The sequence below is a fragment of the Pseudomonas lini genome (assembly GCF_030812475.1).
GTDB lineage: Bacteria > Pseudomonadota > Gammaproteobacteria > Pseudomonadales > Pseudomonadaceae > Aquipseudomonas > Aquipseudomonas lini_A.
The window spans coordinates 215,000-228,534 of record NZ_JAUSSR010000005.1 but is presented as its reverse complement, the minus strand read 5'-3'; the positions used below and the strand labels follow the sequence as shown (position 1 = coordinate 228,534).

11 protein-coding genes are annotated in these 13,535 nt (G+C 60.5%); 6 read left to right on the top strand and 5 right to left on the bottom strand.

Going from position 1 to position 13,535, the window contains the following annotated elements:
- Positions 1–273: 273 nt before the first annotated feature.
- From J2W17_RS11810 to J2W17_RS11795, 4 genes are all read right to left on the bottom strand, one after another.
- On the bottom strand, positions 274–2,748 hold the full coding sequence (locus J2W17_RS11810) for a TonB-dependent receptor plug domain-containing protein (RefSeq protein ID WP_307333770.1): 2,475 nt from the start codon (positions 2,746–2,748) through the stop codon (positions 274–276).
- 194 nt (positions 2,749–2,942) lie between these two features.
- On the bottom strand, positions 2,943–3,812 hold the full coding sequence (locus J2W17_RS11805) for a TauD/TfdA dioxygenase family protein (RefSeq protein ID WP_307333767.1): 870 nt from the start codon (positions 3,810–3,812) through the stop codon (positions 2,943–2,945).
- A 101-nt stretch (positions 3,813–3,913) separates the two neighbouring features.
- Complete coding sequence (locus J2W17_RS11800) at positions 3,914–5,497, bottom strand: rhodanese-related sulfurtransferase (RefSeq protein WP_307333765.1); 1,584 nt, start codon at positions 5,495–5,497, stop codon at positions 3,914–3,916.
- Complete coding sequence (locus J2W17_RS11795; RefSeq protein WP_307333763.1) at positions 5,494–6,102, bottom strand: cysteine dioxygenase family protein; 609 nt, start codon at positions 6,100–6,102, stop codon at positions 5,494–5,496. The genes J2W17_RS11800 and J2W17_RS11795 overlap by 4 nt, the downstream gene beginning before the upstream one ends.
- A 231-nt stretch (positions 6,103–6,333) precedes the next feature.
- Between J2W17_RS11795 and J2W17_RS11790 the strand changes: the two genes are divergently transcribed.
- Together J2W17_RS11790 and J2W17_RS11785 are read left to right on the top strand one after the other, a co-directional pair.
- Positions 6,334–7,239 carry a LysR family transcriptional regulator gene (locus tag J2W17_RS11790; RefSeq protein ID WP_307333761.1) on the top strand — a complete coding sequence of 302 codons (906 nt, stop codon included), beginning with the start codon at positions 6,334–6,336 and terminating at the stop codon, positions 7,237–7,239.
- 122 nt (positions 7,240–7,361) lie between these two features.
- Complete coding sequence (locus tag J2W17_RS11785; RefSeq protein ID WP_307333759.1) at positions 7,362–8,156, top strand: class II aldolase/adducin family protein; 795 nt, start codon at positions 7,362–7,364, stop codon at positions 8,154–8,156.
- Between the two features lie 285 nt (positions 8,157–8,441).
- On the opposite strand, the gene J2W17_RS11780 is transcribed toward J2W17_RS11785, so the two are convergent.
- Positions 8,442–9,530, bottom strand: coding sequence for an LLM class flavin-dependent oxidoreductase (locus J2W17_RS11780; RefSeq protein ID WP_307333758.1), 1,089 nt, complete (start codon positions 9,528–9,530; stop codon positions 8,442–8,444).
- A gap of 381 nt (positions 9,531–9,911) precedes the next feature.
- Between J2W17_RS11780 and J2W17_RS11775 the strand changes: the two genes are divergently transcribed.
- The 4 genes from J2W17_RS11775 (at position 9,912) to J2W17_RS11760 (ending at position 13,451) form a co-directional block, all read left to right on the top strand.
- Positions 9,912–10,793, top strand: a complete 882-nt coding sequence (locus J2W17_RS11775; protein WP_307333756.1) for an ABC transporter permease — start codon at positions 9,912–9,914, stop codon at positions 10,791–10,793.
- A 1-nt stretch (position 10,794) separates the two neighbouring features.
- Positions 10,795–11,595 carry an ABC transporter ATP-binding protein gene (locus J2W17_RS11770; RefSeq protein WP_307333754.1) on the top strand — a complete coding sequence of 267 codons (801 nt, stop codon included), beginning with the start codon at positions 10,795–10,797 and terminating at the stop codon, positions 11,593–11,595.
- A gap of 37 nt (positions 11,596–11,632) precedes the next feature.
- Entirely contained in the window at positions 11,633–12,643 is a 1,011-nt protein-coding gene (locus J2W17_RS11765) for an ABC transporter substrate-binding protein (protein ID WP_307333752.1), read from the top strand.
- 304 nt (positions 12,644–12,947) lie between these two features.
- On the top strand, positions 12,948–13,451 hold the full coding sequence (locus J2W17_RS11760) for a hypothetical protein (protein WP_307333750.1): 504 nt from the start codon (positions 12,948–12,950) through the stop codon (positions 13,449–13,451).
- Positions 13,452–13,535 lie beyond the last annotated feature (84 nt).

The window sequence follows — 13,535 nt, the reverse complement described above, 5'->3', positions numbered from 1 at the left end:
GTCAAACCCGATCACGAATGAGTCGTGACAGGCGCGAGGATAGGGAGTGAGGGCAAAGCAGTCAACCGGCGAAACGCCTGAAACGGCTGGTTCGTGAGTAGGTATGTTCCGACCCCGACAACAACTCGAATCCCTTGTGGGAGCGAGCCTGCTCGCGAAGAACGATGACGCGTACTGCCTGAAAAACCGTGGTGTCTACTTCGCGAGCAGGCTCGCTCCCACAGGTCTGCGGCGCATGATCGTTCTTCGTTGGCAGGCCCTTTTTCACAACCCTCAGAAGTTGTAAGCCAGCCGCGTGTAGTAATAAGCCCCGCCAAATCCAAACGGCGAGAACTGGCCGTATTTGTAGCCCCCGGCCCAGTCCTGGATGCCGTTCTTGTCCGGGTACTCGTTGAACAGGTTATTCGCGCCCAGCGCCACCGTCAGGTGTTTGCTCAAGTCGTAGGCCACGTCGAGGTCGGTAATCCACTTGGCGCTGAACTTGCGGTCGTTCACCGGGTTGTTGTCGCCCTCGGTGTAACTGCCGAAGCGGGTGACGGCCAGGTTCAGGTTGTAGTCGGTGACTTTCCAGTTCGCCGCCAGGATCAGTTTCGATTGCGGCGTGGCGACGGTCAGGTCCTTCTGCAGGCGCCGGTCGAACAGCTGGTAGCCCGAACCCAGGCTGCTCAGTTGTGGCGGGTTGTCCTGGAGTTTTTCGATCTTGGTCTGGTTCCAGTTATAGGCCGCGCTCCAGCGGATCTGCCCATACTCATCCAGTTGCTGGCGGTACTCGTTGATGATGTCGATGCCGCGGGTGCGGGTGTCGACGGCATTGGTGTAGTACTGGGCATACAGGCCGGGAGACAGGCCGTTGGCGGCGAGGATCTGCGAGACTGCCGGGCCACCGAGCAGGCTGGTGGAGACGATACGGTCGCGGATGCCGATCTGATACAGGTCGGTGGTCAGGCGATAGTTCGGCGTGGGCTCATAGGTGAAGCCAAAGCTGTAGTTCAAGGACTTTTCCGGCTTGAGCTTTTCCGCACCCAGGGCCTGGGCCTCGGTGGTGTCCACCGGCAATACCTTGACCGGCACCGAGACCTGCTGGCCGTTGACCACGCCGCCGGAGGTGAAGGTCGAGGAGGCATAAATGGTTTGCGCCAGGGACGGTGCGCGAAAGCCGTTATTGACCGTGCCGCGCAGGGCGAAGGCGTCGGTGAACTGGTAGCGGGTGGAGAATTTGCCGCTCCAGGTGCTGCCGATGTCCTGGGTGTAGCGCTCGTAGCGCGCCGCTACGCCGACGTACCATTGGTCCGTCACATCCAGGCCCAGGTCGATATAGCTGGCGACGTTGCTGCGACTGATTTCCCCGGCGTCGGCGGGGCTGGTGCCGTTATAGGACGCGAGGCCGGGCAGCGGTGTCCTGCCGGCAAAGGGGCCGTTCGGGATCACATAGTTGCCGGGGGTATAGGACGCATAGTCGCCGGGCTCGATCTGGTACTTCTCCCAGCGGTATTCGAAGCCGAACGCGGTTTGCAGCGGGTTCTTCAGGCCGATGTCGAAGCCGCGACTGAAGTCGAGATTGTTGGTCCACTGATCGAAGATCTGCGAGGCCAGATGGAACGAGGTGGGGCTGGTCGGTCCCCAGGACGGGTTGAGGGTGTTGCTGGCATTAAGCGTCGAGTCGTCCTCGCCCCAGGTCGAACTGGCGTCATAGTTCCACCCGCCGACCTCGCCCTTGAAGCCGCCCGCCACCTGAAAGTCTTTGGTGCGATTGCGCCGCTGGGCGTGGACGCCATCGGGATAGGGGGTGTTCGGGTCGCCGGCCAGGGAGTAAATATCGTTGGGCCGATAATTGCCCGTGATCTTGGTGGTTTCCATGTAGCTGGCGGTGGAAAAGGAATAGAACGTCAGGTCATCCTGGATCGGTAGTTCGAGGTTGTAGCTAGCGTTGGTGACCTTTTCCCGGCCCAGCCCGTAACTGGGGTTCCAGCCGTGGCGATTGACGGTCTGGTCGCGACTGTCGGGGAAACCGGGCGACGAGTAAAGGTTGCCGGTGGCACTGCCGGAGCGGTCGAAGGGCTCCTGTGTCTTGCTGTCCAGTGCCAGGTTGGCGAAGCCGTCATTGGGCAACGCCAGGCCGTAGTTGATCGTCTGGTGCACCGTGTCGCCATCGCCGCTGCCGTAGCGCCCGAACGAAGTCTCGGCGGTGCCGCCGCTGTCGTTTTCCTTGAGGATGATGTTGATCACCCCGGCGATGGCATCCGAGCCGTATTGCGCGGAGGCACCGTCGCGCAGTACCTCGATATGATCGATCGCCGACACCGGGATCAGGTCGAGGTTGACCGGAACCGCCGCCGTGCCGATCCGTGCCAGGTTGTTGATCAGCGCGGTGTTGTGCCGCCGTTTGCCGTTGACCAGCACCAGCACCTGATCCCCGGACAGGCCACGCATGGTCACCCCGCGCACCGACCAGGAGGTGCCACCGCCATTGATCGCCGGCAGGTTGAAGGAGGGCAGCAGGCGCGCGAGCAGTTCCTTGAGCCCGACCTTGCCGCTGGCCTGCAGTTGTTCGGCACTGATCACATCGATCGGCGAGGGACTGTCGGTGATGGTGCGTGGCTGGCTACCGCGGTTGCCGGTCACCACCACCGTGCTCAATGTTTTGTCCGGTTGCGCGTTCTCTGCATGAGCCTGGAGGCTGGCGGCCAGCAGGCTGAAGGCGGCGGCCGCGTAATAATCGTATTTCACTCGGGGGCTGGATGAGCTCATGACGCGAATTCCTGAAAGATTGCACGCACAGGCGAACCCCTTCGCGAACGTTCGCGAACAGCAGGGGTTGGCGGGTAATGCTGTAGGAGCCGGCTTGCTGGCGAAAGCGGTGTGTCAGTAGATACATGTATTGACTGCCACGCCGTCTTCGCCAGCAAGCCGGCTCCTACAGGTTTGTGTGTTTGTTGAGCGGATCAGGCCGCGTTCGCGCGCCTTACCCGATGAGGAATGTCGTCATAGGCGATCAGCACCCGTTCCATGCGGCGCGGGTAACCGCCGTAGTTGTAGACCGGGTAGTGCAGGGTCGAACGGTTGTCCCAGAACGCCACCGAGTTTTCCTGCCACTTGAAGCGCACCTGATGTTCGGGCTTGTTGAATTCCAGCAGCAGTCGATCGATCAATTGCTTGCTCTTTTCCGGCGTCCAGCCGATCACCGAAGGGTTTTGCGAGAAGTTGATGAACAGGCCGTCCTCGCCGGTTTCCGGATGGGTGCGCACCAGCGGGTGGGCCAGGATCGGGTAGTCGTAGCCGACTTTGTCCAGCGACGACTTGAAGTCGTGGACCACGTGCAGGTCATCGATTTCTTCGCGCAACTCGTCTGGCAAGGCACGATAGACCGCGGCGGTATCGGCCCACAGGGTGTCGCCACCCACCGGGGGCAAGTCGACCGCGCGTAATATGGCGCCGAGGGTCGGCTGCAACAGCCAGCTGGTATCGGTGTGCCAACGGCCGCTGGTCCTCGGGCCGTACAGTTTGCGTTCGTCCTGGGCCTGGATCAGATGCGCTTGCGGTTGCGTCGGGTCGTTCTGTTGGGTAGTGGGATGAACATAGAGCTCACCGAATTCCCGAGCGAAGGCAATCTGCTGTTCGGTGCTGATGGCCTGGTCGCGGAAGAAAATCACTTTATGCTCGAGCAGCAATCCGCGCAGTTCGTCGCGCAGCGCCGGGGTCAGCGGCTGGCGCAGATCGATGCCGGCGATTTCCGCGCCGATGGTGGGTTCCAGGCGGGTGACCCGCAGTGTTTCGGTGGGGTGTGAAGGGGCGTGATGCAAGACAGCGGACATGTTGTAGATCCTCTCGGTTGTAGATTCAGCCTCCGCCTGGAGAGGGGTCGGATGTCGGGTGGGTTGCCCCCTGTGCCTGCACAGGCACAAGGGCGGGGTGGTTAAATCACGAAGAAGCCATGGGTACCATCGCGAGCAAGCTGGTCCACCAGCCCGTACTCCCAGTCCAGGTAGGCCTGCATGGCTTCGCGAGGGTTATCGGTCCCTTCATAAGGGCGGCGATAACGGTCGATGCGCGGCGACGCCAGGTGAGTCTCGCCTTCCTCCAGTGGCCGTTGTGCGGCGATCCAGCTGGCGGTGCCGCCCCGCAGGACAAACACCGCCTTGCCGGTCAGTGCCTCGACCTCGGCAACCGCCAGCCGTGCCAGCTGGCTGCTGCCGCAGGTCAGCACGTAGCGCTGCGCCGTCGGCACCTTGGCCAAGGCGTCGCGCAGTTGTCCACGCAATACCCACCAGGCGCCGGGGATATGGCGTTTGACGTAGTTGGCGCTGCTGGTGAAATCCAGCACCGCGGTGTCGCCGTGGATCAGCCAGTCGGCCAGGGTCTCGGGGCTGATTTGCTCAGCCTGTCGCGGCGTCGGGACCGGCGCCTGCCAGGCACCTTTTTCGCTGAAGTGTGCCGGCTGCAGGTCATCCAGTACATGGACCTCCCAGCCCAGTTGCGCGAGCCAGGACGCCGACATGTTGGCGCGCACGCCATCGTCGTCGACCAGTACCAGGCGCGCGCCACGTACGCTGGCGAAGTGGTCGGTTTCCTGCACCAGCTGGCCACCCGGTGTCGAGCGGGCCGAGGGCAGGTGCCCGGCTTCGAACTCTTCCGGGGTGCGCACATCGAACAGGTAGGTACTGCGCGTCGGCTCCTGTTGCCAGCGTTGCAGGTCAGCCAGGGTCGAGCGGCCCACCAGGGCCTTGTCGGCGACGCGGCGGGCATCGCCTGCAGCGATTTGTCGATGTTCCTCGCTGGTCGGGGCGAAGCGGCGCGACTGGCCGTGCTGCAGGGTCTGACCCGCCAGGGTCCAGCCGATGGTGCCGTTACGCAAGGCCGACACCGGGTTGGCGATGCCCGCATTGATCAGTGACTGGGTGCCGATGATGCTGCGGGTGCGCCCGGCACAGTTGACGATGATTCGTGTTGCCGGATCCGGTGCCAATTCCCTGGCACGCAGCACCAGTTCAGCCCCTGGTACGCTGATGCCGGTGGGAATGCTCATGGTCTGGTATTCGTCGAAACGCCGGGCGTCGAGCACGACCACGTCGGCCTCGCTGTCGAGCAGCGCCTGAACTTCTTCCGCCGCCAGGGACGGTGTGTGGCGTTGGCTTTCGACCAGTTCGCCAAAGGCCTTGCTCGGCACATTGACGTCGATGAACAGCTCGCCACCGGCGCGGCGCCAACCGTCGAGGCCACCTTCCAGCAGGCTGACATTGACGTAGCCAAGCGCCTGCAACCGCTGTGCGGCGATGCTCGCCAGGCCTTCACCATTGTCGTAGACGGTCACCTGGGTATCGCGCCGGGGAATCCGCGCGTACACCTCAAGTTCAAGCTTGGACAGTGGAATATTGGCGGCGAACAGCGGATGCGCTTCAGCGAAGGGCGCTTCTTCGCGCACATCCACCAATGCCAGTTCTTCACGGTTCAGCAGTGCCTGGCGAATCTCGGAGAAGGAGCGGGTCGGTGCAATGCTCATAGGGCTTGGCTCTCTTTGGACACATCCCAGATATTGGGGAGAAAGGCGTTGGAATAACCGGAGATAAACAATTTCTCTCCGCCGTCGGGCTGATACACCGCCCGGCGCACCGCCCCGATGTTGGCGCCGTAGACATGGATGCTGATCGAGACCTGATCGTCGAAGGCATTGCTGACTTGATGGATGTCGCCGATCTTGGGCGATACGGCCTCGACCTGGCCGGGCTGCAGCTGTATCTGCGGTCCTTCGGGCACCAGGCTGCCGTCAGGGTTGCGGGCGAACCCTTGCGAGTACTCCGAACCGCGCAACATGCCGATCAGGCCCCAGACCCGATGATCATGGATGGGCGTGCGTTGCCCCGGGCCCCAGACAAAACTGACGATGCTGAAGCGCTGGCGTGAATCGGCATGCAGCAAGAATTGTTGATAGCGCTCCGGGTCTGGCAGGGCAAAATCCTCGGGCAGCCAGTCGTCATGGCGGACCAGTTGCGCGAGCAGCTTGCCGCCGCGATGCAGCAGATCGCCCTCGCGGGGATTGCCGTCGATCAATTCCGCCAGGGCACCTATGAATGCTCTGAGTCTCTCCGGGTGTCGGGCCTTGGTCATGGCGATTTCCATTGTTCGTGCTGAAAGATGACACTTTGATTTAAGCATAATGTTTTAGAACAATATGCGATTGTTTAATGATTAGGTTATAGCTGAATGGAATTAAAAGTCCGATAACATGGCTTAAGGTACTGGGCCACAGTGAGGCGCAGTACGGTGGGCTATCCAGATCCCGACAATAGAACTATGCTTTTCAGACATCTTATTGACTGTTCTCTATGTGCGGGCCAAATGAAAATTGATGATATCGATGCCTTCGTCGAAGTGATTCGTTGCCAATCCATCAGCCATGCCGCCGAGTCGTTGCAACTGACCCAGCCGGCCATCACCCGGCGCGTGCAGAACTTTGAGCAGGCGTTGGGCGTGGAGTTGTTCGACCGCAATACCAAACCGCTCAAGCCCACGCTGATCGGTACCCGGGTGTATGAGCAGTGCCGTTTGATCCTGCGGGAAATGGATGCGCTGCGCGAACTGGTGGCCACCGACGCGCCGCCAACCGGGCTGTTGCGCCTGGGTGTTCCGCAAACCATCGGTGATGTGGTGCTGCTCGACGCGCTCAAGCATTTGCGCATCGAGTACCCCGATATGCGGGCCCAGGTGGCCACCGGTTGGGGCAGTCAACTGGTCGGCAAGATCGAGCGCGGAGAACTGGACGCGGCCGCGGCGTTGTTCCCGGCGGGCAAGATTTTCCCGGACAATATCGTCGGTGAGTCGATCGGCAAGATGGAGCTGGTGGTGGTCTGTGCCAAGGCGCAATTGCCCAAGCGTCCTTGCAAACTCGCCGAGGTTTACCAGAGTGGCTGGATTCTCAATCCTGATGGCTGCGGTTTCCGTGCCGGCTTGCAACGCAACCTGTCGGACCAGGGCCTGGCCCTGCGGGTCAACCTGGAAACCTTCGGGACTGAATTGCAGCTGGGTCTGGTGGCTGATGGCCTGGGACTTGGCTTGGTGCCGCGCCCGTTGCTGGAACGCAGCGCGCATTTCGATCAGCTGGCGGTGATGCCGCTCAAGGATTTCAAACCGGTGATGGATCTGTGGCTGATCTATCCGCATTTCCTCGGCAACCTGCAAGGGCCGGTCGATGCCTTTGGCAAACTGGTTGCCGGATCGCTGCAGAAGATCAAGCGTGCGGCGTGATGACGTGAGCTGATTATCATAAATAAAAATAATAATTAGCTTATATTAAAATGTGCTTTTTAATATTTTTTGCCGTGCCATAGGCTTGCTGGAGACCTTAAGGCCATCCAGGAAGTTTTGCCATGAGCAGCGTCAGTCCGTTATCCAGTGTCTCGAAAAATGTTCGCCAGCGCGTCAGCCCTGAAGAATGGGAAGTGCGTGTCAAACTGGCCGCCGCCTATCGGCTGGCGGCCTTGTTCAAGTGGACCGACCACATCTATACCCATTTCTCTGCACGGGTGCCGGGGCCGGACGAGCATTTCCTGATCAATGCCTTCGGGTTGTTGTTCGATGAAATCACCGCCTCCAACCTGGTCAAGGTGGACATCAACGGCACTATCGTGGACGACCCGACGGGGTTGGGCATCAACTACGCCGGCTACGTGATTCACAGCGCCATCCATGGAGCGCGTCCGGACCTGCAAGCGGTGTTGCATACCCATACCCGCGATGGCATCGCAGTGTCCGCCCAGCGTGACGGCCTGTTGCCGATCTCCCAGCACTCCATCGGTTTTTCCGGGCGGGTGGCCTACCACGGTTATGAAGGCGTGGCGCTGGACCTGGACGAGCGCGAACGCCTGGTGGCCGACCTGGGGGATAAAAGCGTGTTGATCCTGCGCAATCACGGGCTGTTGACCGCCGGCATCAGTGTCGAACACGCGTTCCAGCAGTTGCACGTGCTGGAGCGGGCTTGCACTATCCAGATCGCGGCGCAAGCCGGCGGCAATGCTGAATTGATCTTCCCGCCGGCCGAGGTGGTGGCCAAGGTCGAGAAGCAGGCCGAGGTATTCAAGAGCGGGGACGGGCCGGGGGTGGCGCGGCACTGGAATGCGCTGATCCGACAGTTGGAGCGCACCGATATCGAGTACAAGAACTGAGTCCAATGTAGGAGCTGGCTTGCCAGCGAAAGCGGTCTTTCAGTCAGCATCTATGTTGAATGTGCCGCCGCCTTCGCCGGCAAGCCGGCTCCTGCACGGGATCGCTGTCGTTCACCGATTGCGTGTTCACCGAAGATCCCCTGTAGGAGCTGGCTTGCCAGCGAAAGCGGTCTTTCAGTCAGCATCTATGTTGAAGGTGCCGCCGCCTTCGCGAGCAAGCTCGCTCCCACAGGGTCAGTGGTGGCCACAATCCTTGTGAACCCCCTCATCAAGTAGTCAGAGCTTTCAAGCCACTTTTTCCGTCGCCTGCCGTTCCCGCTCCGCCACCAACTGGCGGGTCAGCGGGATCAGGCGTTTGCCGTAGTCGATGGCATCGTCCAGCGGGTCGAAGCCGCGGATCAGGAAAGTGGTGATGCCCAGGTCGTAATAGTCGAGCAGGGCTTCGGCCACTTGTTCCGGGGTGCCCACCAGTGAGGTCGAGTTGCCTTGCGCGCCGAGCAAACCGGCGATCCCGGTCCACAGGCGCTTGTCCAGGCGCGAACCCTGGGCCGCTGCCGCCAGCAGGCGCCGGGAGCCTTCGTTCGGCGGTTCGCGGCGTACAAAACCATTCTGCCCGGCCAGGGCGGTAGCTTGTTGCAGGATGCTCTCTGCACGTTCCCAGGCCAGTTCTTCGGTGTCCGCCAGGATCGGGCGCAACGACAGGCTGAAGCGAATCTCGCGGCCATGCCTGGCCGCCTCGGCACGCACCTGCCTCACCACTTCGCGAACTTGCTCATAGGTTTCACCCCACAGCGCATAGACATCCGCATGCTTGCCCGCCACCTCGATGGCCGCTGTCGACGAGCCGCCGAAATACAACGGGATGTGTGGCTGTTGCGGCGACTTCACCGCCGAGTGCGCGCCTTCGACCTGGTAATAGGTGCCCGTATAGTCAAAAGGTTTGTCGCTGGTCCATTCCTGGCGCACCACGTCGAGGTATTCATCGGTGCGTGCATAGCGCTCGTCCTTGCCGATATGACTACCGTCAGCCCGCAATTCGCCATCATCGCCGCCGGTGATGATATGCACGGCAGTGCGTCCGCCATTGAATACGTCGAGCGTGGCGAACTGTCGCGCAGCCAGGGTCGGTGCGGCAAACCCGGGGCGGTGGGCAATGAGGAATTTCAGGTTCTTCGTCACGCTGGCCGCATGCGAGGCAATCAGCGTGCTGTCCGGACTGTTGGAATGGAAGGCCACCAGGGCGCGATCGAAACCGGCCTCGTCATGGGCGCGAGCGACTTTTTCCACGTACTCGGGTTGCAGGACGGGGCCGCTACGGGGGTGGATTTCCGAAGAGTGATGGCCGCCGATGTAACCGATGAATTCAATACTCATGCTGAGTTCCTTGTCGTTGACTGGACGAAATTCAAGCCTCCACCTGGCAGGGGTCGGTCTGGTGTGTCGAAAGTAGGCGCAGCAGGGCGGGCCTGTGAAATGCCGTTTTGTTCTAAGTTAATTATTAAATTAATGAATCTTGATAAATGTTAGATATCAGCAATGCGCATTTTAATCCGCGTCCCCGCCATAGTCCCGAAAGGAGGGGGCCTGCGCGTATTTATTATGCAAATAATTCATCTGGATAATTCATTATCTGATTTTTAATCATATTAGCTTATTCCTAAAAAGAATTTCACTGCGGTTTTTTATGCGAATAGCATGAATCCGCAGCTGACGCATGGCGCCTCCAGCCATGTTCTTGATAAGGAAGGAAGCCTGATGACTGAAAAGACCTTCGATACCCAGAGCGCCAGCTCGTTTTCCGTCGACAAGGCCGCGCGCCGTACAGATGATCTGTTGGGCGCGTCGAGATGGATCCCCAGCCGGATCCTTAACTGGCGCACCCCCGAAGTCCTGCTGCGTTTGCTCAGCCCTATCGCGCTGCTGCTGTTGTGGGAACTGGCCTCCCAGGCCGGGCTGATCCCGCAACGGGTCATCGCGGCGCCGTCGCAGATCGGCGGCACACTTTGGGCAATGATCGTTTCCGGGGAGCTGGGCACGCATTTGCTGGTGTCCCTGCAGCGCGCGTTGCTGGGCCTGAGTATTGGCGTCAGCGTCGGTGTCGTCGCCGCGCTGATCACCGGCCTGTCCAAGCGCGGCGAGGTGATCCTCGATTCGCCGATGCAAATGCTGCGCACCATTCCTTCCCTGGCACTGGTGCCATTGTTCATCCTCTGGTTCGGCATCGGCGAATTCACCAAGATCGCGCTGATCGTCACCGGTACCACCTTCCCGGTGTACCTGAACCTGTTCGCCGGGATTCGCAACATCGACCCGAAACTGATCGAGGCCGCCAACACCCTGGGCCTGAATCGTCGCGAGCTGATCTGGCATGTGATCCTTCCGGGCTCCTTGCCTTCGTTCTTTGTCGGCTTGCGTTACTCCCTGGGCATTTCCTGGCTGGCCCTGGTGTTCGTCGAACAAATCAACACCACCGCCGGCATCGGTTTCCTGGCCAGTGACGCCCGGGACTTCATGCGCACCGATGTAATCGTGATCTGCCTGCTGATCTATAGCGTCCTCGGTCTGTTGATCGACGGACTGATCCGCACGCTGGAGCGTTACGCCCTGGCCTGGCGCCCATCTTTTGTGAGGAACTGATATGTCGAGCATCGATCATCTGGACGCGGCAAAAGCCAGTCATTCAACGCCACCGGTCCAACTACGGAACGTGGTGCGCCAGTTCGGTCAACAGCGGGTCATCGACGGCCTGGACCTGGACATTGCACCGGGCGAATTCGTCGCGTTGCTCGGCGCCAGCGGTTCGGGCAAGACCACTCTGCTGCGCAGCCTGGCCGGCCTGGACAGCATCGACAGCGGTCAGCTGCGGGTGCCCAAGGCCCGGGCTGCGGTATTTCAGGAGCCCCGGTTGATGCCCTGGAAACGCGCCTGGAAGAACGTGATTCTCGGCTTGCACACCCCGGACGCCAAGGCTCGCGCGGTGCAGGCCCTGACCGAAGTGGGACTGGCCCATCGGCTGGAGGCCTACCCGGCCACGCTGTCCGGCGGCGAAGCACAACGGGTGGCATTGGCCCGTGGCCTGGTACGGGAGCCCAAGTTGCTGCTGCTCGATGAACCGTTCGCCGCGCTGGATGCGTTGACGCGAATTCGCATGCACCGGTTGATTATCGAGTTGTGGCGCAAACACACCCCGGCCGTGCTGCTGGTGACCCATGACGTCGACGAAGCGATCCTGCTGGCCGACCGGGTCATCGTGCTGGCCAACGGCAAGATCGCCGAACAGTTGACCATCGATCTGCCCCGAGCGAGGGACACCGGGCAGGAGGGTTTCCAGGCCATCCGTGCACGGCTGCTAAGCCTGTTGGGGGTTGAAGTGGAAGCCGTCGCGGTGACCCCGCGTCAGGCCACCAACAATTCAATCCGGCGGTTTGCCCATGGCTGATGCCGCTGCCAATCCATTGATACAGGGATGTTCTGTCATGCCGATCCGCGTCTGGAAATCCGCGATGCTGTTGCTGTCTGTCGTCGCGCTGTTGCTCGGCGGGTGCAGTGACGCCGTCGAGTCAGAATCCTCGTCCGTCGCCCAATCAGACCTGTCCGGCGTGACGCTGGTGCTCGGCGATCAAGCCAAGGGCCTGCGCACCGTGGTCGAGGCGGCGAATGCCCTGGAGGGCATCGACTACAAGGTCGAGTGGGCCAACTTCCAGGGCGCCGCGCCGTTGTTCGAAGCCTTGCGCGCTGGCGCCGTCGATCTGGCGCCGGCCGGTGACACCCCGGTGCTCGCTGCCGCTACCGGGGGCACGCCATTGCGTATCGTCGCCGTTCGGCGCAGTCAATCGAGGGGGATTGCGATCCTGGTCCCGGCCGATTCGGACATCCGCACCGTCGCCGACTTGAAAGGCCGCAATGTCGTGGTGTCCTCGGCTCGAGGCAGCATTTCCCAGTACCTGTTGATTCGTGCACTGGCCAATGCCGGGGTCGATGAGAAGGACGTCAAGGTCGGGTTCGTCCTGCCAACCGACGCCTTGTCCGCGTTCAATGCCGGCAAGATCGAAGCCTGGGCCACCTTCGGTATCTACCAGGCGTTCGCCGAGCAGCAGGGCGCGCGGGTGTTGATCAGCGGCGAGGGCATCAATACCGGGCTGACCTTTATCACCGCCTCGGACGAAATCCTGAACGATCCGCTAAAACGCAAGGCGCTCGGTGATGTGTTGCAGCGTTTCGCCAAGGCGTTCGAGTGGGCGCAGCAGAATCCGGACGAGTACGCCCGCGTATTCGCCAAGGTCAACGACATTCCCCTGGACGTCTCCCGGCGACTGCGCAGCTGGGGTGACGAGTCTTTGTTGCCTGTCGAGCAGCGGGATGTTCAGGCCTTGCAGCAGGTCGATGATCTGTTCGTGGAGAAGAAGATTTTTCCCCATCGCGTCGATGTGCAAACACTGACGGATGCCGAAGCGTTCTCGGTCGAGTCTTTGGTCTTTAACAGGTAAAACCTGCGCAGTAGAGGGTCGGGATGAAAATACCCGGCCCTGTTTAGATCAATTATTTCTTTCGGTTATTTATATAGACGTCGATTGCATATCCATAGCCGGGGAATGCCTGCTGCAGTTGGAAACGCGTCTGTCATCGAAGCCGAATGTTCGCGTCAGCGGACATGTTCGTTCCATTCACTCCGCTTAGGTCGCTCCAGCATTCAATCCAGCTGTTCGATCATCATCTTGTTGCGCCTGGATCATTGCTTAGAATCGGCCCCATCAGCTTTGTCCAACTCTCCACCCTTCAGGGAACAACACCATGATGAACGCAGCGCAGATGCAAATGCCGATGAACGCCAACATGCCAATGATGCCGATGATGGGCATGCCGATGATGATGGCGACCATGTCCTGCGAAATGATGGACGACGGCATGATGTGCAAGATGATGCCGGCCGCTGGCATGGACATGGCCATGTTCAAGAACAGCGCTGAAATGATGCAAATGATGATGAGCTGCGGCATGCCGATGATGATGCACTGCGGCAACATGAGCATGATGTGCATGTCCCAGGCGAGCATGACCATGCCGATGGCGAACATGATGATGCCGATGATCGGCATGCCGATGCCATCGATGAAGTGCGTGATGGAATGCACGCTGATGGCCGATTGCATGATGTGCAAGATCATGCCGATGGCTGGCATGAACATGGACATGATGAAAAATTGCTGCAGCCTGATGATGAAAATGATGAACGACTGCAGCATGCCGATGATGATGAGCTGCAACGGCATGCCGCTGATGTGCTGCACCTGCTGATCGTTATCGGCGGGAAAAAAACCGGCCGGGATTATCCCGGCCGGCTTGTTGCGTACTGCAGGAGCGAGCTTGCTCGCGATGGTC